Origin of the sequence: Undibacterium sp. Jales W-56 (assembly GCF_025548535.1) — a bacterium.
Classification (GTDB): Bacteria; Pseudomonadota; Gammaproteobacteria; order Burkholderiales; family Burkholderiaceae_D; genus Undibacterium.
Window position 1 is genome coordinate 45,007 of the sequence record NZ_JAJLQW010000008.1, and the last position, 21,919, is coordinate 66,925.

Below are 21,919 nucleotides of genomic sequence, written 5' to 3' on the forward strand. Positions count from 1 at the left end.
CTCCGTTTGGCAAATACGCACACTCGCACACGAGGAGATCAGCATGGCATCCGGCAAGATTCTAGTGGCACAAGGCGGCGGCCCGACCACCGTCATCAATCAATCGCTGGTCGGCGTGGTGCTGGAGGCGCGGCGTTTCAAGCAAATCGAGCGCATCTATGGCGCCCGCCACGGGGTACGCGGGATTATCGATGAAGACTTCGTCGACCTGACGCAAGAGACCAGCCACAACCTCGAATTGGTCGCCAGCACGCCCTCCTCCGCCTTAGGCTCCACCCGCGACAAACCCGATGCTGCGTATTGCCAGAAGATTTTTAAAGTCTTGCAGGCGCATGAGATCGAGCACTTCTTTTATATCGGCGGCAATGACTCGTCCGATACCGTGCGCATCGTCAGCCTGGAAGCGCAAAAAGCCGCTTATCCGCTACGCTGCATCCATATTCCCAAGACCATCGATAATGACCTGGTCGGCAATGACCATACCCCGGGCTTCCCGTCCGCCGCCCGCTTTGTCGCGCAGGCATTCGCCGGTGCGAATCTGGATAATGCCGCGCTGCCGGGCGTGTATGTCGGCGTGGTCATGGGACGGCATGCGGGCTTCTTGACTGCCGCCGCAGCGCTGGGAAAAAAATTCCCGGATGATGGTCCGCACCTGATTTATCTGCCTGAACGCGACTTCAGTATCGAGCGCTTTTTAGCCGATGTGAAACACGCTTATACGCAATATGGACGTTGCGTCGTTGCGGTATCGGAAGGTATCCACGATGCCTCGGGCACACCGATCTTAAGCCTGCTATCCAAGGAACTCGAGCATGACGCGCATGGCAATGTGCAGTTGTCCGGCACTGGCGCGCTCGCCGATTTACTCTGCGAAGAAATCAAATCGAAGCTCAACATCAAGCGCGTCCGCGGCGACACCTTCGGCTATCTGCAACGCTCGTTTATCGGCTGCGTCTCCGATGTCGACCAGCGCGAAGCACGTGAGGTCGGCGAAAAAGCCGTGCAGTTCGCGCTGTGGGGACAGCGCGACGGCTCCGTCGCGATTAAGCGCACCGGTTTTTATTCCGTCGATTATGAGCTGCTGCCGCTGGCAGCCGTCGCCGGTAAAACCCGCGTGATGGAGGATGAGTTCATCTCGCCGGCTGGCACCGATGTGACCGATGCATTCCGGTTGTATTTGCGCCCTTTGCTGGGATCCGGTATGCCCGATGCGTTCCGGCTGCGTTATAGCAAAGTCGATAAAGTGCTGAACAAATAACTCTCGCCGCTTACTCATTTTTATACAAAAAAACATGCAATCACGCCGTGGCTTACTCAAAAAAACACTGATGCTGACTGCGGCCGGGCTGATGCTCGGCACCCGACCGCTGATCGGTCTGGCTGACGATAGAAGCAAAGAAAAACCGCATGAGCTGGAGCCGCCGCCGGACCTGTTCGACTCGCAGGCGCTGGATATTGAGTTTTGGGTCAAGCCGCGCACCATCGATCTGATACGCCCGGCCAGCGGTGAGCGTACCAGGCTGCTGTACTGGAAAGACGGCGAAGTCCAGAGTTCGGCATATGAACAGCTCTGCCATATCCTGCGCGACGTGAATGGTAAGAAGACCGCGCCCATCGATCCCAAATTAATTGAAACCCTCTGGGCGACCCAGGCCTTTATCGCCCGCTTCGGGATGGTCAAGCCGCTGGAAGTTTTATCCGGTTATCGCACACCGGAATCGAATCAGCGCCTGATCGAGGAAGGTATCCCGGCAGCCAGAAAATCCCTGCACCTGGAAGGTCGCGCTGCCGATATCCGGATCGCACAACTACACGAAGAAGCGCTGGGGGAATTGATCCGCAGCTTCCGCCAGGGCGGCGTCGGCTTCTATTACCGCCCCAGTGCGAAGGGCGGCTGGATACATACGGATACCGGCTTACAAAGAAGCTGGAAGGGTTAGCTTTTTTAAAGCGGTTGACTAACTCGGATTGCGACGCCAGATCGCCCAGCGTTGCGTAATACCGTACATCAGAACCAGGATAACAAACCACGCGAAATAACAAACCAGTAGCGAGGCCTGATAAGCGGCAGGCCCGATTTGTTTGCCCGCTTCAAACTGCACCTGAGCGCCATACAGGGTCTGCATCGTGACCCAGCTCAAGGCATGGATCAATGCCACATGCACACAATAAAAGAATAAAGGGTGGCTGCCGAACAAGGACAGCACCGGCACTTCGTGTTTGACGCGCTTGTCCAGGAATGCCAGCAAAGCGAGACTGATGCTCAAGGTCACGCACAGATACAACAGCGACGGCGGATATTTTTGCAGCTTCAAAAACGACATCAGGCTGCGCATCCAGCCGCCCTCCTGCATCGTCCAGGCCTCAGGATCGCCGTACCAGTTACCGCTACGCAGCAGGACGAACATCAGCATCAATCCCATCGCAGCGATCCACAAATTGCGTTGTCGCTCGGCAGGCGCTTGCAAAAACCAGGGACCTATTCCGTAGCCCGCTGCCATCAAGCCTATCCACGGCATCAGCGGATACAGTACAAACACGCCAAAATGCTCCCCCATCGCAATCCAGCCGCCTTGATGCCACAGCGTCATCCATAAGTCAGGGTCGGGATGATGAAATGGATCGAGTAAATTATGCGGCAACAGCAAAGCTGCGGCGATCAGCACAATCAGCGGGCGCGGCAAAAAGATCAAGCCCGCCAGACTCATCATCCCCACGCCGAGCACCCAGATCACTTGCAACATGATGTGGTCGAGTCCGAATTGCCAGCTGAAATTAATCCAGGTCAGCTCCAGCACGATCAGCATCGCGCCGCGGCTCAGCAGATAACGCGCCATTGACGCTCGATCAAATTTCCGGGAGCGTAAAAATGCCGAAACACCCGCCAGCAAGACAAAGGTCGGCGCACATAAATGGGTAATCCAGCGGGTGAAAAACCATCCTGCTGAAGTCTGCGTCAGATCCATCGGGTTAAATGGCGTCGGCGTGAAAAAATCGCGCACATGGTCCAGCGCCATCAAGGCAATCACCAGGCCACGCAATACATCGATGGCAAGCACACGACTCTCGGTTTTCATCAAAGCTCCACGAATAAAATGATCGTCAGGAAAATTTGCAGATTGCCAAGCCTACGTTACCCGGTAAAAATGGTCAATAAGATCACTTTTTCATGGATGCCATCCGGATTTGTGCAAGGCACAAAATTTGAGCCATAATGTGCCATTCTCTTTTCATACTCACGCTCCATTTCCATTACTTAAATTTAAGCGCTATGACGAATCAGATCTTAGAAAATATCAACGTTACCTCATTTGAGAGCATGCCGACCCCCGAAGATTTGCATGCGCGCTTGCCTCTGAGCGACTTGGCCGCCGCGGTCGTGACCAAAGGCCGCGAAGACTTGCGCAATATCCTGGAACGTAAAGACCAGCGGCTGTTCGTCGTGGTCGGCCCTTGTTCCATTCACGACCCGCTTGCCGGGCTCGATTACGCGCGCCGCCTGCAAGCCTTGCAAGAAGAAGTCAAAGACGAATTGCTCCTCGTGATGCGTGTGTATTTTGAAAAACCGCGCACCACGACCGGCTGGAAAGGTTATATCAACGATCCGGATATGGACGATTCTTTCCGCGTCGATCAGGGTATGGAGAAGGCGCGTCAATTTTTGCTGGATGTCTGCGAACTCGGCTTGCCAACCGGCACCGAAGCACTGGACCCGATCTCGCCTCAATATCTGGGCGACCTGATCGCCTGGACCGCGATCGGCGCACGCACCACAGAATCGCAAACCCACCGTGAAATGTCGTCCGGCTTATCAACCCCGGTCGGTTTTAAAAACGGTACGGATGGCGATATCAGTATCGCCATCAATGCGATATTGTCGGCATCGCATCCGCATTCCTTCCTCGGGCTGAACGGGCAAGGCCGCGTATCGATCGTCCGCACCAGCGGCAACCCGCATGGCCATGTCGTCTTACGCGGCGGCGATGGTCGCCCGAATTACGATACGGTGTCCGTCGCGATGGCGGAACAAGCGCTGACCAAGGCCAAGCTGCCGGCGAACATCGTGGTCGATTGCTCCCATGCGAATAGCTACAAAAAACCAGAGCTGCAAACCCTGGTGATGGCCGATGTGATTAACCAGGTTGTGAATGGCAATACGGCCCTGGTCGGTGTGATGATCGAATCGAATATCGTGGCAGGCAATCAGCCGATACCCGATGATTTATCGCAGCTCAAGTATGGCTGTTCAGTGACCGATGCCTGTGTGGATTGGGCGACTACTGAGACCATGATACGCGATGCCGCATCAAAACTACGCACGCGTAAAGTCGCATAATCTTCGCCAGGCGATCTGCGTAAAAACGACAAAGACGGGCTCGCAACGCACCGTCTTTTTTTGTTTCTACACCTGGCAAAATCTCAAGGATCAAGCCATCTGCCCTAGCATTGTTTTGATTTTGATTGCCTGCTCAATTTGTCATGCAAATTATTCCCGCTTGCTGCGCATCGCCCGCGTCTGCGCAATCGCCTTATCCTCAAGCAAGCGCTGATACTCCATACTTTCCACGGGGATCAAAGCCACCTTGCCGCTGGCATTGAAATGCAATCCCCATCCGTAAGATTTTGCCAAGGGTGAGGCGCGCATGCATGCCATCGGTTTAGAAAAAAACTCTTGCCAGAGCTGCTCGCGTTTATCTTGCACTACCTCAACCGGCAACTCACGTCTTTGCACATGCACGGCAAACTGCACCTCTTCTTGAGTGAGTTTATAAGGCTTGGCCGAAATGAGTTCGTATTCTAGTAGCGCGATAGATTTCTTCCCAGCCCGCGCTGGCGGCACGGCACCGTGATCCACTTTGGCATCGGCCGCAACCGCAATAAACGTATTGTAGTAATTCATATCGCCTCGTTATCTGTACAAGTTGCAATCCGACCTGACATGGTGTTTCAGATCAAGTCGGAACTGATGCAACTAAACATAGGATGCGTAACGTAGAAGTGAGGGGCGGCCGGGGCGAAGCGTAGGAAACCACAAGCGCAGCTTGTGGCCGTCCCTCTCGACTTCCGGGTTAGGCATCTTTTGGGGCCTTGAGTGCAATCGCCAAATTGCCAATATTTTTGTTAAGAATAGGTTTTGAAATACGAAGAATAAGAGACTCGACGTGCTTTGGGAAATCATTCCATTTCACGGCTCCGACATCGTATGCTGATATGTACTTAACGATTTTAGTTCTAAATTTAGGAGCGCTCTTGATACCTTTAGGAAATGCAATGTGCACTGACCTGTTGATGGCGGAAAAAATTTCAGGAACAAGCTTTGTGGCCTTGCCTAGATATATAAGATTCCCCATCGAATCGTAAAAAGCATAAATACCTGGGTCGTTCGCATGTTCGCCGAGCATGCTCTTTAACTGAGTTTGAATTGCCTTGCCTGAGTCGAATTCCGCAAACTCGACAATAACCTTAAACTCTGGAACAAAAGCGCACTGTATTAGATATTCAATCGTGCTCTTTCTTGGCTCCCTTGTTCCATGCAGCCATTGATTGATTTGGTTTTTTGTGTAACCAGATCGATCTGCCGCATTTTCAATCTTGCCTGAGTAAAACTCCTGGATAACATAAGTGAGAACTTCAGATCTTTTGGTCATAAAAATGCTCTAGTCGTGGAATGAAGTCGGTTGATCGGAGTGCCTAACGCCAAAGATGACCGGCACGCTTGCGTGACAGTGTCGATCAACATGTTAAAACCGAAAATGTAGGTCGCCATTCTTGATTACCTCGCTTACGGGCAAGTCTGGATTTAGAAAATACTCGGGCTCTTTGTTGCTGCAGTAGGGGCTGCTTACCTGGACGATCTCCGTTTTGCCTGCGGCGCCCATCATAACTGTGTGCGTCGAAGAATATTGGAGAAAGCCTTTTTCAATTACTCGCTTCACTAGATCGCGAAGAGAGTCGTTTGGGCCAATCTCAAACACCATTTCAAGTGGCCCCATTTGGTCGTCTTGAGCGCAGCATGCTTCTCTTGATATTTCAATGCGCATATGAGTTTTAAAGTAGAGCTACCCGGATCAACGGCTTCATCGTTGATTCCGAGTTACGCGACATGTTATGGGTGCGCATATTCAGGGCGCTTTCTTTTTGGCTTGACCGAAAGACGGGGGTGCCGCCAGGGTTGGGGCTTCCAATGGTGGCACTGACTTTTGCTGTGGCGGCGTACTTGAATGCGTCAGTGGTTCTGCTCTTAGTTCGGCCCGGATGGCCGTCGCGGTTTGTACAAATGCTGTGATGAGTGCAGCGACTGCAAGTGCAATGACCCACCGCTGGATTTTTGCGTTGCTCTCGTTCAGGTCGGTAATGTGGCAGTGGAGTTCAACAACATGAGATTGGAGGTTTCCAATGTGTGAGCGGAGTAAATGGGTGCGAACGGTTTCACAAAGCTGCGGGTACTCATGCGCGCCGAAATGCGCAAACGCTTGTGAATGGCAGAGAGCAGCGGCGTAATTCTCAAGCTCTGCGCTAGACGACGACGCAAGTCCATCTCTGTTGGCTTGTTGGCGCAGATGGTCAAGAACGCTAATAATGTCATTCATTTACGAAACCCATAACTTCAAATAGGATGAAAAAAATTCCGCCTAACCTGGCGGTCCGTCCGCCTATCCTGGCGAGGTCGTTCGTAACTGTTGCTCTGCGCCGCTTTCCTCAATCTACTGTACAAATTACAGTATTAAATAAGCAGGAAAGGCAAACAGCTCCTTGAGCGCCTCGCGTGTCACTTCCGAATCCAGTTCCAGACAAGCAAAGTTGCTTATCCGCGTTAAAAATTGCATTCGTGATAAGCACTAAAGCTTACCCACAGAAGAAGCCTATGTCTACTGGATCCGATGGTATGTCCACGTTGCCCCTATGCAGACGTTCAAAAAAATCATGTAACTGGCTCGTAAGGGCACAACTGCGACAGTCATGATCTGACACATCCTGTTAGAACGAGTCACAACCTGTACACCTTATCAAAGCATGCTTGACCCTTTTGCCAGGCGTACAGGAATTGCTTCAGGATCAAATCCGTCCAGACAAAAAACATTAATTCCCAGATGGTCCGGCGTCACACGTTTGCGGTGGAATGGATAGATGCCGCAGACTTTGCAGAAAAAATGCCTTGCGGTCTTGCTATGAAATTGGTATTCGGTCAAAAAATCTTCGCCCGCCAACAGGGTAAATTGACTCTCATGCACTTTGACCATGAGCGCATTTTTCTTGCGGCAAATAGAACAATCACATTGCGTTAATTCGGGGAAATCTGTCGTAATCTCAAATCGCACTGCGCCGCAGTGACAACTGCCTTGATAGGTGTGCATGGGGCGATGATTCATTCATTTTCCCTGGTCAAAGATAGTTTGATTCATATTCATACTAGCGATCGATTCATCGTGTAAATGACTTCAATATCATTTTTCATCTCGCCACGCGTCCAGCCCTGCAGGCCATAAAAACGGTCTGCGCGGGTATCTGGTTGCGTACCTAATTTGATTTGGTCTGCACCACGCTGGAATAGCCAGTCAGCAGCGAGCTTCAGTAGGTTTTTACCGATACCGTGACCTTCTAATTGCGGCAAAACAAATAGCGCCCAGATCGAATTATCTGCGGACGCGGCGTAGGAAAAACCGACTACTTGCTGATCCCTCTCTGCTACCCAACCATGCCCCAGCTTATCCAGATAGTCGACACACATCGCTGGCGTAACGGCATTGGGATTGGATAAGACATTTTCTTTGACGGCGAAGCGGATTTCCATAATGACTGATATATCGTCGATGGTGGCTTCTCTGTATGTAATCGACATATATTGAGTCTATTGAGTTTAAAAAAAATCAAACAATAAGCTGTTCTGCACAATAAAGCAAAAATCCCTTGGACAGCGAATGCTATTCAAGGGATTCTTATATCCAACCGACTATTTGTCTGTCTTATTTTTTACCAGTGCCATCCAGGCTTAAAGCGCCGCTGCCGTTCACGATCACCAATAACAGGCCGCCCATCATCGAGATATTTTTCATGAAATGGATCATCTGGTTCTGTGCCTGATCTGCGGGAACGCCCCAGAAGTTATGAAAGATCACGGCGGCGGATGCGGTAAATACCAGCATTGCAGCGGCGGCCCAACGTGCTTTCCAGCCCAGGATAACTGCGATTCCGCCACCCAGTTCCACAACGATTGCAGCGATCGCCGCCAGTTGCGGCAAAGGCAGACCCTTGCTGGCGATGTAGCCCACAGTACCTTCGAAACCGGCAATTTTGCCGGCGCCTGAGGCGACAAAAATAAGGGAAATTAATAGTCGGCCGACCAATGGGCCAAAACGATTGAGTGCGTCCATGATTACTCCATTTAAAAGATACAGCGTTGATTTATATTGCGTCAGATAAACAAACTACGCGGTCAGCCGTCCCGCCCTGAAATCATTGATGGCCTGGAAAATCTCTGCCTGACTATTCATGACAAACGGTCCGTACTGCACGATCGTTTCCCGTAAAGGCTGTCCGGCAATCAGCAAGGCGCGGCTGGGTCCATGTGCCCGCAGCGTCACGCCATCACTCTCCGCTTCATTGCGTAAAATCGCCATGCGTTGTTGCGGTACTGCTTTTTCACCTATCTGTACTTCACCGCGATAGACATACACAAATGTATTCATGCTGGCTGCCATCGCTTGTGAAAATACCGCGCCGTCTGCCAGATGCAGATCCAGATATAAGGGTTCGGTGATCTCGCGTTGCACTGCGCCCTTGACGCCATGACTGGCACCCGCGATCACACGCACCGTCACACCTTCCGGCGTGGTGAATTGCGGAATGCTGCCGCTCTGAATATCTTTGTACCAGGGCGCCATCATCTTATCCTTGGCGCTCAGATTCAGCCAGAGCTGAAAACCTTCCATGCGGCCGTCTTCCTGCTCCGGTAATTCAGAATGGATCACACCGCGACCGGCCGTCATCCATTGCACGCCACCGTTTTGCAGCAAGCCTTGATTGCCTGCGCTGTCATGATGGCGCATGCGGCCTGTCAGCATATAAGTGATGGTCTCAAAGCCGCGATGCGGATGATCGGGGAAGCCGCCGATGTAATCTTGCGGATCGTCAGTCCCAAAAGCATCCAGCATCAGGTAGGGATCAAGCCGGTATTGCAAGCCCTGCGTCAATACCCGTGTCAGCTTGACGCCATCACCGTCCGAGGTCGCTTGTCCCAGCACCAATTGTTCGACCGACCGTGACTGCGTGACGATTTCCTGTTGCAGTGTGTTGCTTGCTACTGTATCGCGTGTTGCTGTTGTCATGATGGACTCCTTTATCTAGTCTGATGAAGACCGCGCCGACACGGCTTATGCCGCTAAGGCTAAATCAATTTGTGCAATCTGTTCACGGGCAGAACTCAGCGCCGCCTGCTCGGCATCCGGGCCCATCGCCAAACCTTCGGCAAAAATAAACTGTACATCCGTCATTCCCAAAAAGCCGAGGAAAGTTGTTAAATACGGTGTTTGCGTATCGTTCGGGGTATTCCGGTACAAGCCGCCGCGGGTCAAGACGACGATCACTTTTTTACCCGTCAACAAACCTTCGGGGCCGTTCGCGGTATAGCGGAACGTCACTTGCGCACGGGAAATCGCATCGATCCAGTTTTTCAGCTGCGCTGACACGCCGAAGTTATACATAGGCACGGCGAGAACCACCGTATCCGCTGCCTGTATCTCGGCGATCAGTGCGTCATCCAAAGCGACGCGTGCGGCTTGTTCCGGCGTACGTTGTTCGGCAGGCGTGAACAAGGCGCTTAATGCGGCACCGTCCAGAGCCGGATGCGGTGTGTCGCCCAAATCACGTACGGTCAGCGTTGCGTCGGGAGCGGCGGCGTGCAAGCGTGCGACCACGGTATTTGCCAGATTGCTGGAATGAGAAGCTGAAGCACGGACGCTGGAGTTAATTTGCAAGATGTTCATGATGTAATTCCTTTGGTTTAGTTTGCTTTGTTCGTTTGTTCGCGGTTTTGCGATGAAGTCACTTTATACGTTCCGAAATCAAAGCAGAAGACCATAAAATGGATATGATTATCCCATTGGTGGCACAATAACCTTGATCAAAACAACATCTGGAGCGCCTATGCAACTCGAAGCCAATGATTTATTGCTGTTTGCCCGGGTCGTGGACGAAGGCAGTTTCAGCCGGGCGGCAGAACGTCTGGGACTGCCGAAATCGACCTTGTCACGCCGGATCACGGAACTGGAATCGCAATTAGGTGAGCGCTTGCTGCTGCGGACAACCCGCAAACTCAGCGTGACGGATTTTGGTCATGCAGTGTTATTGCATGCGCATCAGGTCACGGCGGAGGTCGAATCGGCGATGGCACTTGCGCAGCACCGGCAGATACAACCGAGCGGCCGCTTGCGCGTCTCGATGCCGAATGATTTTGCGAATGATGTGCTGGCGAATCTGCTGGCTGAGTTCATCGCCAGATATCCGGCGATCGCGCTGGAACTCGATCTGTCGGCACGGCGCGTCGATCTGATCGGGGAAAATTTTGATGTGGCGATCCGGGTCGGCGAGTTGGCCGACGATGCGACGCTGGCGGCCCGGCGGCTCGCCGTGTTTACGGTGGGTCTGTATGCAGCACCGGGCTATTTGCAAAAGCGCGGCACCCCGTATGAGCCGGAAGCGCTGATGGAGCACGATAGTCTGCGTATCTTGACCCGCAGCGGCGAGCCGGAAATCTGGTCGCTCAGTCGTGGCGCAGAAAACTGGCGCGGCTCACCGCCGGCCCGCGCCACCGCGAATTCGCCGGAAACCCTGATCCGCCTGGCACGTTCCGGTGTCGGCATTACGATGCTGTCAGATTATTTTGCGGAACAACTGGTCAAAACCGGGGAGCTGGTACAAGTGCTGGGAGACTGGACTTTACCGTCGATCAAGGTATCGGCAGTGTTTCCGGGACGACGTCTGATGCCTGCCAGAACCCGCGTTTTTCTGGATGCACTGGAAGCCCAGTTCGCCGGGCCGCAATGCCAGGCGATTGAAGCACAAGTAAGCCTGAGAAAAAAACAGTCGCGACCTTAGGACCTGCTAACTTCCAAATTAAGGTCGCGACTGTGAACTGGATTTAATGCGCTAACAATGCAAGTTTAAAATTTGAAACTACCCGCATCCAATACCAGCATCGCAGCGCCGCAAGCCGGTGTCACCGCCTCGCGATTGCCGCTGCCGGTCGCTTGATTACTCTCCCAGACATCGGCGACGGCACCGTGCTTCATGAACTTATACTGAATCGCCGTCGATGGCGGGAGTTGTATGATGCGCGACCAGGGCACATTCGCTCCGCTACCCTCTATCGTCATGCTGGTGGTCGGCGTCCAGTTGCTGAGTTCATTGCGATTACCAACCACATAGACGTTTTGACCGACAACCGTATTCGCATTGGCTACGCGGAATTTCACGTCCACGGTCGTACAGGTAGCGCCCGTCACTTTCTGGTTGAGGTACAGGGCAACTGCCGGCACAGTGGCGCCGCCATTGGCGACAATACTCAGCGCCGCTATGCCATCGCTGCCGATGGTCACACTATCGCCGGTACACGCCGTTTTGGCCGCATTCAATTGACCGTGCACGACATTGCAATAGGTGCCCGCCGGCAAGCCGGTTTGCAGCGATGGATTCCATGCAGAGTACTCATTATTGATTGCGACAAAACCGACCGCGCCGCGACTGAATGCGATCTGGTTGATGGTACCGTTGGTGAAATTGGCGACTCCCTGACCAGAGGTCGCGGCGCGGAAGGCTACCATGTTGGCGATGTCGGACCAGCGGTGAATAAAGTCCCAATCGACATTGATTTTGGGATTGCCGCTGGCATCATAAGGACTCGCAGCAGGTGCGTTCTGGTCTTTATTGCTGAAGCGAAAACCCGAATGCACCTGCGCATGGCCATACGGCCAGGCCAGCATGAAGATATTCGCCAGGTCGTAGCGTTTGGTGCCTTGCGTATCGTTGGTGACGCCGGTGAAATTGCTGGCATTCATCGAGTCGCCGCTGCGCTCGGTATCCCAGTTATTCACGAACACCGTGGCCTTGGGGCTATCGACAAACCCCCAGGTGCCGCCCCAGTTACCCGGCGTGCCCATGTAGGCGCGGATTTGCGACAACTGATTGCCGTTCGTCGAGCGGAAGGTCTCGCGCATGGCGGTGGCAAACTTGAATTCGTTAATCGTTCCCGAAGGGAAGTAGTCTGCGCGATTCACGGTAGCGTCGGAAATAATTTCCTGGGTGACCCACACTGGTTCGCCGGCAGCCGTCGTGCTTGAAACGCTTGTCACGAACGCTTGCAAATCCGTTGGCTGCATGTGCTTGGCAGCATCGAAGCGGAAGCCATCCACCCCCATGCCGAGCAGCTTATTCAGATAATTTTTGACTTGTCCCCGCACATACGTGCCTTCGGTCTGCAAATCGGGCAAGCCGACCAGCCGGCAAAACATCACGTTGTAGCGATTGTTGTTGTAATCGCTGGGGGCGATGTCGCAGGCCGGATGAAAATCGCTGGCGCTGAAGTAGGGATATTGCAAGGTAGCGGAATTCCAGGTCGAACCATCGGTCGCGGTACCCGATCCCGCCGCCATGTGATTCACCACCACATCGGCATACACGCGCACTTTGGCGGCATGGCAGGTATTGATCATGCTCTGAAATTCTGCCTCGGTCCCCATATTGCTTTTCAGCGAAGTGAAATTCACCGGCTGATACACGTCATACCAGGCATTCAGGCTGGCCGAGGCGTGCGGCGGCGACACTTGTACCGCGCCATACCCTTGCGGCCCCAGAAAATCAGTACACTCTTTGGCGATATCATTCCACTTCCAGCGGAACATCTGGACAGAGGTATCCTTGGCATTAAAATTCGCCGCCTGACCTGGCAATGACGCGCTAAAGGTACTGACGGCTAAAGCACCGGCGATCAGGGTGCGCCTGACTATCCGGCGATGGGATGCTGCGGTGGTATCTTTTCTCATGTCTACTCCATAATTTTTATAAAGGTGTGGAAACACAAACCAAGCACCGCAAGATGCCAGCTGTCTTTGCGCTGTGCACGTCGCGGTTTGCAACAGAGAAAACGAAAAAATGCGTGGCGAGGATGATGCCGGCATGATCGTCAAGGAAGATGGCAGGGGTGATTCTGCATAAGAAAATGAGCGACTTCCCGAGATAAATGTAGCATAACTACAAATTATTTATACCGCCTCAAAAGAAGTTTTTATGCTGCACATGCGAAATATTTCATGATAAATGTAGCTAATCTACAATGAATTAATCGCCAAAAATCTACTGCATCAAGAGACCAGCCCTGGCCTGGCGGCGGCAACCGGCAGCGCAACAGAATCACGTCGCTTTGCAGCATCAAAAACAACCTGTCTGCTTTATTCCAGGCATCGGCTATTGTGTAAATTGTTGCTTATTGGTACCTTGTATCGCACGTCATCCTAACGCTGACATTCAGGCATAACCGGCACTTCATCAAACAGATTCAGGTGAACGCTGACACCTGGCTTGTACCGATTTACTACACCCACTCCCATCCATGTCGATCGCCGATCCCGCCCAATTATTGCAACGTGTTCCAGAATTACAGGCCCTGATTGATGACCCCAGAATCAGCCGCGCAATTGAATCGGGCGATACCTTCAAAGTCTACCGGGCGCTGGTGCTGGCCAAACTGTTTCGCCGTCTGCCGCAGCACAGCGATGTCCTGCGCCTGCTAACCAGCGAGCGTCGCCTGTTTGCCAAGCCGCTCAAAGGCAAGCCGTCCCTGGGCAGTATTAATTCAGTGGGCTTCGGTTTTATCGGCAAGGCCGAGACCGATCTCGACGACAGTTATATCGCGCTGCATGCCTTCGTGATTTTTTTCGTGATTCCTCTGGTGCCGCTGGGTGCCTATGTCGTCAAAAGCACCGGTACCCGTCAATGGCAGATTTATGCGCGTGCCCCCTTGGGCATACTCGGCTGGCTGTACACGCGCGGACTGGCGCTCTCGGCAGTCGTGCTGGTCCTGTCAGGCGCGGCTCATAGCTATCATGAATCGCATACCCAGGATCTGATGGTATTGAATGGCTTCGATGCGCCCTTAACGATTCATTTCGATCACCAGACCATGCAGCTGGCACCCCAGGCAAGAGCCACGGTCAACCTGAAAACCGGGCGCGTGCATGGCGTCGCCACGGCAGCGCAATCTGGCGTGATCGACACGCTGGACGAGACCCTGAATAGCAGTGATCGCTATACGATCTGGAATATCGCCGGTGCCGCTCCGCTGGTACAAAACACGATCGTCTATAGCAAAACCGCCCCCGGCAATCCCGACGCTGGCGGCGCGCAAACCGTGTACTGCGGCAAGCGCTTTCTGGAACTGGACAATATCAAATACGCCTTTGAAGAACCGCCGGGCTCGATCAGTATGAGCAAGCACCAGACCAGCGTCAGCGTCAATCACCTGAGCATCGTCAGCAATGACGATACGCCCGGCGTACTGGCCTGCATGAGCTATGCGTTTGATCGGGGTCATGAGAAAGACATGGCCAAAGCGGCGGAAGCCCTGGCGCTGTTGCACGATTGGGAAATGCGCTATGCGAATAACGCCATCGTTGCCGCACAGGCGGTATCCCGCAGCGAAGGACTGCGCGTTGCGGAACGCATGATGCAAGCCAGGCCGGGTCAGGTCGCGTATGAAAGGATGGCGCAAAACATCCGCGACGAAGCCGGTCAGCATGCGGCGCTACTCGCCGAATATGCCGCGCGTGCCAGGCAACAACCGGACTCGGCGAATGCGCAATATCTGTATGCGTCCCTGATGTCCGGCACGGAAGGCATCAATGCGATGCAGGCACTGGCGCAACAATTTCCGCAGGATCCGAATATCCTGCGCAGCCTGATCTGGCGCAGAGCGGCACACGGCGAGTATGCGAATGCAATCCGCGAGATAGCGCGCCTGCGCCAGATCTCAGCAAGCGATGCCGATCGCCTGCTCGATCTCGAAGTACGGCTGCTGGTGGCACAACACCGCGGTTTTGATGCGATGAATCTGCTCAATGCGGCGGTACGCGACAAGACCGCCAATAACCGTGCCGGTCACGCGGCCGATTTTGGTTTGGTGGCGAGATATTTTGGCGCCGATCCCGAGCTGTATCTGAAGGCATTGCCGGGCGATGAGAAGAATTCTGTGGCCCTGGATTTTTACCGGGTGCGTGCAGGACTGGCACCGGTACTGCCGCAAAACACCTTGGCACCGACAGTAAAAATGGCATTAGCGCTGCGCAATGCACCGGCCCAAGCCTTGCTGGCGGCTCGCGAGGTAACGCGCTACCAGATCGCTTCGCTAGGCACAGACCAACTGGCTTTGCTCTATGGCGAAGCGGTGCGTACCGACGATCAAACTGTGCTGGCCAAAATCGCAGGCCTGCTGCATCTGCCCAAATCCGAAGACGACTTGCTGCGTCAGTTTATGCGTGGCGATGCGGTCTCGCTGGATGAGGCCGATATCGATCTGGATGTGCAAGCCGCCGCTTACCTGATTCGCTCGCGCAATCCGCAATTACCTGCGGCTGAACGGGCGGCTCTGCGCGCCCGTGCAGCCAGGACCGACCTCTTGCACGGCACCGTCAGTAGCGCGCTGAACCAATGGCCCGGCTAAGCCAATTGACCTGCATCCCATACAGATAAAGACATCATCAAATCGTCGATACCTATGAAAAAAAGTGCACAAACTTCTTCCGGCCGCACGCATATTGCGCAACGCGCGAGCCTGGTGCTGGCCTTATGGCTGGGCTTCTGGCTGCTTGCGATCGGCCTGGTACTCGGCTTGTTGTGGATACCATTCGCCCAGCTATCCTATCGCTCGTCGCTGCAATTGACCGGCATCGTCGCGGGCATTGCCGGGTTGAGCCTGGCGTATTCATTGCGCCCGCGCCGCCGCGCCAGGGAGAGCGCTTCCAGCGTGCCGCCCTTGTCGCGCGCAAGCGCCACCGCTTTATATGCGATGGTGGAACAGATTGCGCGTCAATTGCAGATCCAGGCGCCGGTGCATATCCACCTGATCGGTGCTGCCAGCGCATTCATCAGCGGACAGCGCAACTGGCGCGGCAAAATAAAGTCGCTGGAAGTCGGACTCGGCCTGCCGTTGCTCGGCACGCTGTCCGAGCAGGAACTGGGATCGGTGATTGCGCATGAATTCGGCCATTTCGTCGGCGGCGATCTGGCGCTCGGGCCGTGGGTGTATCGAACCCGCATGTCGATTGCGCATACGGTCACGGATCTCGACGATTCCCTGTTCTTTCTCGACCTGTTATTTCGCTATTACGGCAAATGGTTTTTGCGTTTATCGGCCAGCGTATCGCGCGCGCAGGAATACGCAGCCGATGCACTGGCGGCACACTATTTCGGCACCGCGGCAACCCGCAGCGCGCTGGAAAAAGTCCATCTGATCGACCCCATGTGGTCCACCTATCTCGAGCATGAACTTGGCCCGGCCATTCATCGCGGTGCGCGCCTGCCGATTTTTGAAGGCTTCCGGCGCTTTTGCAAACCCGGCGTAAAGCGTGCAGCGGTGCAAAGCGCCATCAAGCATGCGGAGTCGCATAAGAGCTCTGAATTTGATACCCATCCGTCGCTGGCGGAACGTGTCAGTGCACTGGTGCCCGGCGCAAAGCCAGGCTATCCGCCGTTATCCCAATGCATGCATTTGCTGGGCGGAGAAAAAGCGACGGAAGATGCCTGGTATCTGTTATTCGATCAGAGTAAATTGAGCGCAGCGGACTGGGATAGCTTTGCAGAAAAAGTGCTGCAAACCCAAATCCAGCAACGCTTTGCCGGTAGCTGGATGGATCCCCGGCAATTACCGTTCACCGAGCTGGTCCAGATGGCGCAGCGGCCTGAAGATTCCTGGGAAAAACTGCAACCCGGGGGCGTCAGTTTCTTGTCGCCACAAGGCAAACGCAATCATGTATTGGAAATTCTGGAAGACTGGATCACCGCCTGCCTGATCCATCGCGGCTTTAGCGCCAGGCTCGTGCCGGGCCAGGCACTGACGATGCTGCGTGGCGACCAGGCCGTGCAGCCAACCGAACTGCTGCAAAGCGCCTTGACCGGTTCTTTGAAATCGGTGCACCTGGCGCAATACGAGGCGGTCGCACCCAAGGCTTAACCTACGCACTATCTTGTCCGAATGCAGCGAGTATCTTGCATGCGAAACCCAGATACTAATGGCATCAACATCTTGGAGATCGCCATGTCATTTCGTATCCTGGGTTTATCCCCCACCCTTTTCCAACACTTGTATGGATTGCCTGAATCCGAACTCGCCGTAGCCGGCGTGCAACGCTGTATGGCCGACAGCAAACCCGGCTTCCCGGATCGCGTGACGCTGTGCGACGCCGAGCCCGGCCAGCATTTGCTGCTGTTAAATTATGTCCATCAGGACAGCGACACGCCGTATCGCGCCAGCCATGCGATTTTCGTACTGGAAGGTGCGACGGACTGCTATCAACAAATCGATGCGGTACCTGAGTCTTTGCGCAGTCGCATGATGTCATTACGCGCCTTTGATGCAGGCGGCATGATGCTAGATGCCGGTCTGGTTCATGGACGAGAGCTGGAAACCGAGATTGCGCGACAGTTTGCCGATCCGGCAGTGACTTACCTGCAAGCGCATTATGCAACCCGGGGTTGCTATGCGGCGCGGATCGAACGGGTCTAAGCTAGTACAAATTAAGGGTTCCGTTACACACCGCGCAGAACCTGCATGCACGCGACGAAATCGCGTTGAATTGCGTCTTGTGCGACATGTCGCCCTTGCTGCACCACGAGTCGCCCACCGACCAGCACATCGCGCACCAGATTGTCATTGCCGGCAAAAATCCAGGTGTTCAATAGATCGGCAGCAGGCAAACCTTGCAAATTCGGATGCTGGGCATCCAGCACCAGGATGTCGGCCCGTTTGCCGACCGCAAGTTGCCCGACTGCGCGACCGGACGCCTGTGCCCCGCCTTGCAAGCAGGCTCGCCACAGGAAATCGCCGACCCGCCGCTGTCCGGGCAAGCTGGCGATATTGCGGCCTTGCAGGCGCAGGCGTTCACCATATTCCAGCCAGCGTAATTCTTCTATCGGGCTTTGCGACACATGGCTATCGCTGCCGATGCCAAAGCGCCCGTTGGCGGCGATGAAATCCGGCAGATCGAAGAATCCGTCACCGAGATTGCCCTCAGTGGTGGTGCAGATGCCGGCCACGGCCTGACTCGCTGCGACCGCCGCCAACTCGGTCTTGTCGAGATGGGTCGCATGCACCAGACACCAGCGCTGATCGAGTTGCTGCGTGTCCAGCAGTAATTGCACCGGACGTTTGCCACTATACGCAAGACATGCATCGACTTCTTTTTGCTGTTCCGCAATGTGAATATGGACAGGGCGATCTGCGGGTAAGGCAGCGACCAATTCCCGTATCTGCGAGGTGCTGGCAGCCCGCAGGGAATGCGGTGCGACGCCGACCTCGACCTGTCCATTGCGACTGGATTCGAGTTGCTGCACCAATTGCAGAATCTGGTCGGTATTGGTCGCGAAACGGCGCTGATCGACACGCAGGGCCTGCTCGCCGAAATCGGCATAGCTATACAGCACGGGCAACATGGTGATGCCCATGCCGGTGTCGTTGGCAGCGGCGATTACACGCTCGGCGGTCTCTGCCCTGTTGGCATAAAAAGCGCCATCGGGTGCGCGGTGCAAATAATGGAATTCGCATACCGATGTATAGCCATGACGCAGGCATTCTGTGTAAAGCTGTGCAGCAATCGCCTGCATTTGCCCGGGCGTCATTTTCAACGCAGTCCGGTACATCAAGTCACGCCAGGTCCAGAAACTATCCGGTCCCTCGCCAGCCATCTCGGTCATCCCTGCCATGGCCCGCTGAAATGCATGGGAATGCAGGTTGATCATGCCCGGCACGACATATTCTTCCTGCTGCTCATGCGGCTGCGGCTGCGCATCTGCGCTGACCTCGACGAGGTCGCCCGCATCGTTCCAATGCAGGCGCACATTGCGCGCCCAGCCATCCGCCAGATACGCATGACGGGCAAACAAACTCCGGCGCCCGCTCATACGCCGGCTCCCGGCTGCTGCCCGGCCCAGTCGAGGCAGCTCGTGAGGAGTTGCCTCAGAACCGGTTGTATCTGCGCCGCGAGATCGGGACGATAAGCATACGGCGCATGCTCATCCATATAAGTACATTGACTCATTTCCAGCTGCACTGCATGGATATGATCATCCGGCTGTCCATACTGACGCGTGATATAGCCGCCTTTGAAGCGACCGTTAAAAACATGGCTATAGGCTTGCGCTGCCGGCGTCTGTTTCAGGCATTCCTCCAATGCGTACTGCAATTCAAGATGGCATGAACGTTGATCGGCGGTACCAAAATTCAGGTCCGGCAATTTCCCCTGGAAGAAGCGCGGCACCTGCGATGCAATCGAATGCGCATCCCATAAAATAGCAATCCCATGCTGTGCCCGCAGCCGTGCCAGCTCCTGCTGCAATTGCCGGTGATAGGGCTGCCAGTATTGGCTGACGCGGCGCTGCACTTCCGTGGCGTCCGGTAGTTGACCGGCCGGATATAAAGCCTGTTTGTCAAACGTATCGACAGGGCATAAACCGGTGGTGTCTTGCCCCGGATACAGATTGCTGTCGTCGGGCGAACGATTCAGGTCGACCACATAACGCGAATATTCGGCATGAATGAGGGATGCGCCCAGCTCTTGTGCCATGTTGTAGAGCAGCGGCAAATGCCAATCCGTATCGGCTTTTTCAAACGCGATGGGCTGCAGTTGCGCGCTGACTTCCGCAGGAATATTCGTTCCCGCATGCGGCATAGAAATCAATAAAGGCACGCTGCCTTGCTGAAAATGGAAAAGTGGGTTCATGATGTCTTGCTCTCTAAAAAATCGTCTGACACTGGAGTCTGTTAACCAGCCTTATTAATAGATCAGGACTTACGCAAAAACCAAAACCTTTCCCCACAGAGACATAGAGATAAGGCAAGAGAAAAGGCTCCATGTAGTGTGAGCATACAAACGAAGCCGCAAGCGGGATGCGCCTGTTGGCACGAAATGTCTCTGAAAGCCGCATCCAGCCTGCGGGCGTGATGTCAATGGCGGTAAACAGTTTTCTGTTTTGCGTAAGTCCTATAGATATTAATTAATAAACCTTAATTAACAGCGCCTAATTAGTTATAGCGTAATTTCTGGCCGATGCGCGCTGCCGCTGCGATCGTCATTTGAATATAGTCTGCATGGCGTTGCTGGGCGCGGCTGACCGGTGCCATCAGGGACAAGCTCGCTTCGAGCTTATCCTTATGCGAAAAGATCGGCACACTGACGCCCCAGACCCCCTCGTCGATTTCATTTTCAGTCACCGCATAGCCTTGCTGACGGATCTGAGCCAATTGCGCTTGCAGGATCTCGCGTTCGTGCTCTGCCAGCGGCGTCATTTGCGCTTCCTGAACCGGCTCAGGCAGGTACGCCAGCAAAGCCTTGGCAGAGGCGCCGCGCAACAACGAGTTGGCGCTGCCTTTAGTAAATGAACAGCGCAATGCCTGCTGGCTCTCTTGCATATCGAGGCAAATTACCTGGCCGTTCACATGGACCAGCAGACCGACGCTTTCACCCGAACGCTGCACCAGTTGCTCGATTTCCGGTCTGGCCTCGGCCATCAGATATGAGTGATGGTCAAAACCCCAGGCCAGTTGCATTGCCAATGGGCCCGGTTCATACAGGCCGCTTTGCGCATGCTCTTGCACCAGCCCCCATTTTTTGAGCGGCGCAAGCTGGCGGTATACCGTGCTCAGCGGGATTCCGGTCTGTGCCGCAATCTCGCGTGCGGCAATGCTCTGCCCTGCCCTGGCAATGCAGACCAGCACTTGCAACACTCTGTCGCTCGAGGGGATCGCGCTGAGTGTCTGCAATGCGCTCGGATCGATAGCATGGACACTCATGGCAATGGGATGAATACAGAAGTACGCATACGAGAAATGAAATAAAGCGAATCAAGATCTCATGCTAACAGTTGATTCCGGAATTTCAAGGGCTCATTCTCACCATGCGGGAATGAATGCATCAATCTGCTTCAAAATGCACGCAAATTGCCCGGATTTGGCAGATGCACCGGGTTTGGTCAGGTAAAACCAGGTAAGGACGAGGTGCGTATTTAAGAGCCAGGATGGCAGGCTGGAATGCGCAGGTCCGATGCGGCCTCCCAAGGCATTTTGACCTGAGAGCCGCGCCCTTGCTACGTAATTATTTGTAGATACCGCAAGCGAAATACAAATCATCGACCCGTTCTATATAGGTACTTTTCTTTTCCAGCTCTTTGGTGGTCGGATTCGGCCATTTGTAATCGACCCAGCCCTTACCTTCTTTGCTATTGGCGATTTCATTCATCTTGCGCACGAAATACACGCCGTCCACATCTTTCAGATCGCCCAGCGATTTACCGATTAATTTGGGATTCGCGCCGTGCGCCAGGGTAGGGCCGCCCGCTTTGATGTTACCGGCAAAGATGTATAAATCTTTGACGATAAATTGCCCTTTAGGGTCATTGATTTCAGCAAAGGTTTTATCCTTGCCATTCGCTTTGTAATAGGTGATGACCTTCTTGACCAGGTCCGTCGCCTCTTGCGCCGTAGCATGTTCTGCCGCAAATGCGCCACTACTGAAGCAGTGGACGAGTAAAGCCGTAAACACATATTTGAATATTATTCGCATGTCGTCTCCTTGTTATCGTTGCGGATCATTGCCGTTGCTTGCCGGCGATTTCAGCATAATCCATACTCGGAGCGGATACAAACATCTTCTTCTGCAAA

At 54.1% G+C, this 21,919-nt stretch carries 21 protein-coding genes; 7 read left to right on the forward strand and 14 right to left on the reverse strand.

Annotated elements, in window-relative coordinates:
• Positions 1 to 43 precede the first annotated feature (43 nt).
• Both LPB67_RS18165 and LPB67_RS18170 read left to right on the forward strand, forming a co-directional pair.
• Positions 44 to 1,258: a 6-phosphofructokinase gene (locus LPB67_RS18165; protein ID WP_262838721.1), complete on the forward strand. Its 1,215-nt coding sequence runs from the start codon at positions 44 to 46 to the stop codon at positions 1,256 to 1,258.
• A gap of 34 nt (positions 1,259 to 1,292) precedes the next feature.
• Positions 1,293 to 1,940, forward strand: a complete 648-nt coding sequence (locus tag LPB67_RS18170) for a YcbK family protein (protein ID WP_262838722.1) — start codon at positions 1,293 to 1,295, stop codon at positions 1,938 to 1,940.
• A gap of 18 nt (positions 1,941 to 1,958) precedes the next feature.
• Here LPB67_RS18170 and LPB67_RS18175 read toward each other — a convergent pair whose 3' ends face one another.
• Positions 1,959 to 3,077 (reverse strand): DUF1624 domain-containing protein, encoded by a 1,119-nt coding sequence (locus LPB67_RS18175; protein ID WP_262838723.1) that lies wholly within the window; start codon positions 3,075 to 3,077, stop codon positions 1,959 to 1,961.
• 194 nt (positions 3,078 to 3,271) lie between these two features.
• On the opposite strand from LPB67_RS18175, the gene LPB67_RS18180 reads away from it, so the two are divergent.
• Complete coding sequence (locus tag LPB67_RS18180) at positions 3,272 to 4,336, forward strand: 3-deoxy-7-phosphoheptulonate synthase (protein ID WP_262838724.1); 1,065 nt, start codon at positions 3,272 to 3,274, stop codon at positions 4,334 to 4,336.
• A gap of 150 nt (positions 4,337 to 4,486) precedes the next feature.
• On the opposite strand, the gene LPB67_RS18185 is transcribed toward LPB67_RS18180, so the two are convergent.
• The 8 genes from LPB67_RS18185 to LPB67_RS18220 form a co-directional block, all read right to left on the reverse strand.
• Positions 4,487 to 4,900 (reverse strand): DUF6157 family protein, encoded by a 414-nt coding sequence (locus LPB67_RS18185; RefSeq protein ID WP_262838725.1) that lies wholly within the window; start codon positions 4,898 to 4,900, stop codon positions 4,487 to 4,489.
• Between the two features lie 169 nt (positions 4,901 to 5,069).
• A complete protein-coding gene (locus LPB67_RS18190; protein ID WP_262838726.1) occupies positions 5,070 to 5,648 on the reverse strand; it encodes a hypothetical protein in 579 nt (192 codons plus the stop codon).
• 474 nt (positions 5,649 to 6,122) lie between these two features.
• Positions 6,123 to 6,590, reverse strand: a complete 468-nt coding sequence (locus LPB67_RS18195; RefSeq protein WP_262838727.1) for a hypothetical protein — start codon at positions 6,588 to 6,590, stop codon at positions 6,123 to 6,125.
• Positions 6,591 to 7,007: 417 nt separating this feature from the next.
• Positions 7,008 to 7,370: a GFA family protein gene (locus LPB67_RS18200; RefSeq protein WP_262838728.1), complete on the reverse strand. Its 363-nt coding sequence runs from the start codon at positions 7,368 to 7,370 to the stop codon at positions 7,008 to 7,010.
• 35 nt (positions 7,371 to 7,405) lie between these two features.
• Positions 7,406 to 7,840, reverse strand: coding sequence for a GNAT family N-acetyltransferase (locus LPB67_RS18205; RefSeq protein WP_262838729.1), 435 nt, complete (start codon positions 7,838 to 7,840; stop codon positions 7,406 to 7,408).
• A gap of 124 nt (positions 7,841 to 7,964) precedes the next feature.
• A complete protein-coding gene (locus LPB67_RS18210) occupies positions 7,965 to 8,372 on the reverse strand; it encodes a DoxX family protein (protein ID WP_262838730.1) in 408 nt (135 codons plus the stop codon).
• Between the two features lie 54 nt (positions 8,373 to 8,426).
• Positions 8,427 to 9,326, reverse strand: coding sequence for a pirin family protein (locus LPB67_RS18215; RefSeq protein ID WP_262838731.1), 900 nt, complete (start codon positions 9,324 to 9,326; stop codon positions 8,427 to 8,429).
• A gap of 45 nt (positions 9,327 to 9,371) precedes the next feature.
• Positions 9,372 to 9,983 (reverse strand): FMN-dependent NADH-azoreductase, encoded by a 612-nt coding sequence (locus LPB67_RS18220; RefSeq protein WP_262838732.1) that lies wholly within the window; start codon positions 9,981 to 9,983, stop codon positions 9,372 to 9,374.
• A gap of 160 nt (positions 9,984 to 10,143) precedes the next feature.
• Here LPB67_RS18220 and LPB67_RS18225 point away from each other — a divergent pair, with 160 nt between their 5' ends.
• Positions 10,144 to 11,094, forward strand: coding sequence for a LysR family transcriptional regulator (locus LPB67_RS18225; RefSeq protein ID WP_262838733.1), 951 nt, complete (start codon positions 10,144 to 10,146; stop codon positions 11,092 to 11,094).
• A 65-nt stretch (positions 11,095 to 11,159) separates the two neighbouring features.
• On the opposite strand, the gene LPB67_RS18230 is transcribed toward LPB67_RS18225, so the two are convergent.
• Positions 11,160 to 13,037 carry an alpha-amylase family glycosyl hydrolase gene (locus LPB67_RS18230; protein WP_262838734.1) on the reverse strand — a complete coding sequence of 626 codons (1,878 nt, stop codon included), beginning with the start codon at positions 13,035 to 13,037 and terminating at the stop codon, positions 11,160 to 11,162.
• A gap of 566 nt (positions 13,038 to 13,603) precedes the next feature.
• Between LPB67_RS18230 and LPB67_RS18235 the strand changes: the two genes are divergently transcribed.
• The 3 genes from LPB67_RS18235 (at position 13,604) to LPB67_RS18245 (ending at position 17,770) form a co-directional block, all read left to right on the forward strand.
• Entirely contained in the window at positions 13,604 to 15,709 is a 2,106-nt protein-coding gene (locus LPB67_RS18235) for a hypothetical protein (RefSeq protein WP_262838735.1), read from the forward strand.
• Positions 15,710 to 15,763: 54 nt separating this feature from the next.
• Entirely contained in the window at positions 15,764 to 17,218 is a 1,455-nt protein-coding gene (locus LPB67_RS18240) for a M48 family metallopeptidase (protein ID WP_262838736.1), read from the forward strand.
• An 84-nt stretch (positions 17,219 to 17,302) separates the two neighbouring features.
• Entirely contained in the window at positions 17,303 to 17,770 is a 468-nt protein-coding gene (locus LPB67_RS18245) for a DUF1203 domain-containing protein (protein ID WP_262838737.1), read from the forward strand.
• Between the two features lie 23 nt (positions 17,771 to 17,793).
• On the opposite strand, the gene LPB67_RS18250 is transcribed toward LPB67_RS18245, so the two are convergent.
• The 4 genes from LPB67_RS18250 to LPB67_RS18265 form a co-directional block, all read right to left on the reverse strand.
• The gene (locus LPB67_RS18250; protein ID WP_262838738.1) at positions 17,794 to 19,164 is read right to left on the reverse strand and encodes a formimidoylglutamate deiminase; all 1,371 of its coding nucleotides are present in this window, start codon (positions 19,162 to 19,164) and stop codon (positions 17,794 to 17,796) included.
• Positions 19,161 to 19,982 (reverse strand): N-formylglutamate deformylase, encoded by an 822-nt coding sequence (gene hutG / locus LPB67_RS18255; protein ID WP_262838739.1) that lies wholly within the window; start codon positions 19,980 to 19,982, stop codon positions 19,161 to 19,163. The genes LPB67_RS18250 and hutG overlap by 4 nt, the downstream gene beginning before the upstream one ends.
• Positions 19,983 to 20,284: 302 nt before the next feature.
• Complete coding sequence (locus LPB67_RS18260; protein WP_262838740.1) at positions 20,285 to 21,052, reverse strand: IclR family transcriptional regulator; 768 nt, start codon at positions 21,050 to 21,052, stop codon at positions 20,285 to 20,287.
• 301 nt (positions 21,053 to 21,353) lie between these two features.
• Positions 21,354 to 21,821 (reverse strand): cache domain-containing protein, encoded by a 468-nt coding sequence (locus LPB67_RS18265; protein WP_262838741.1) that lies wholly within the window; start codon positions 21,819 to 21,821, stop codon positions 21,354 to 21,356.
• Between the last annotated feature and the right edge of the window lie 98 nt (positions 21,822 to 21,919).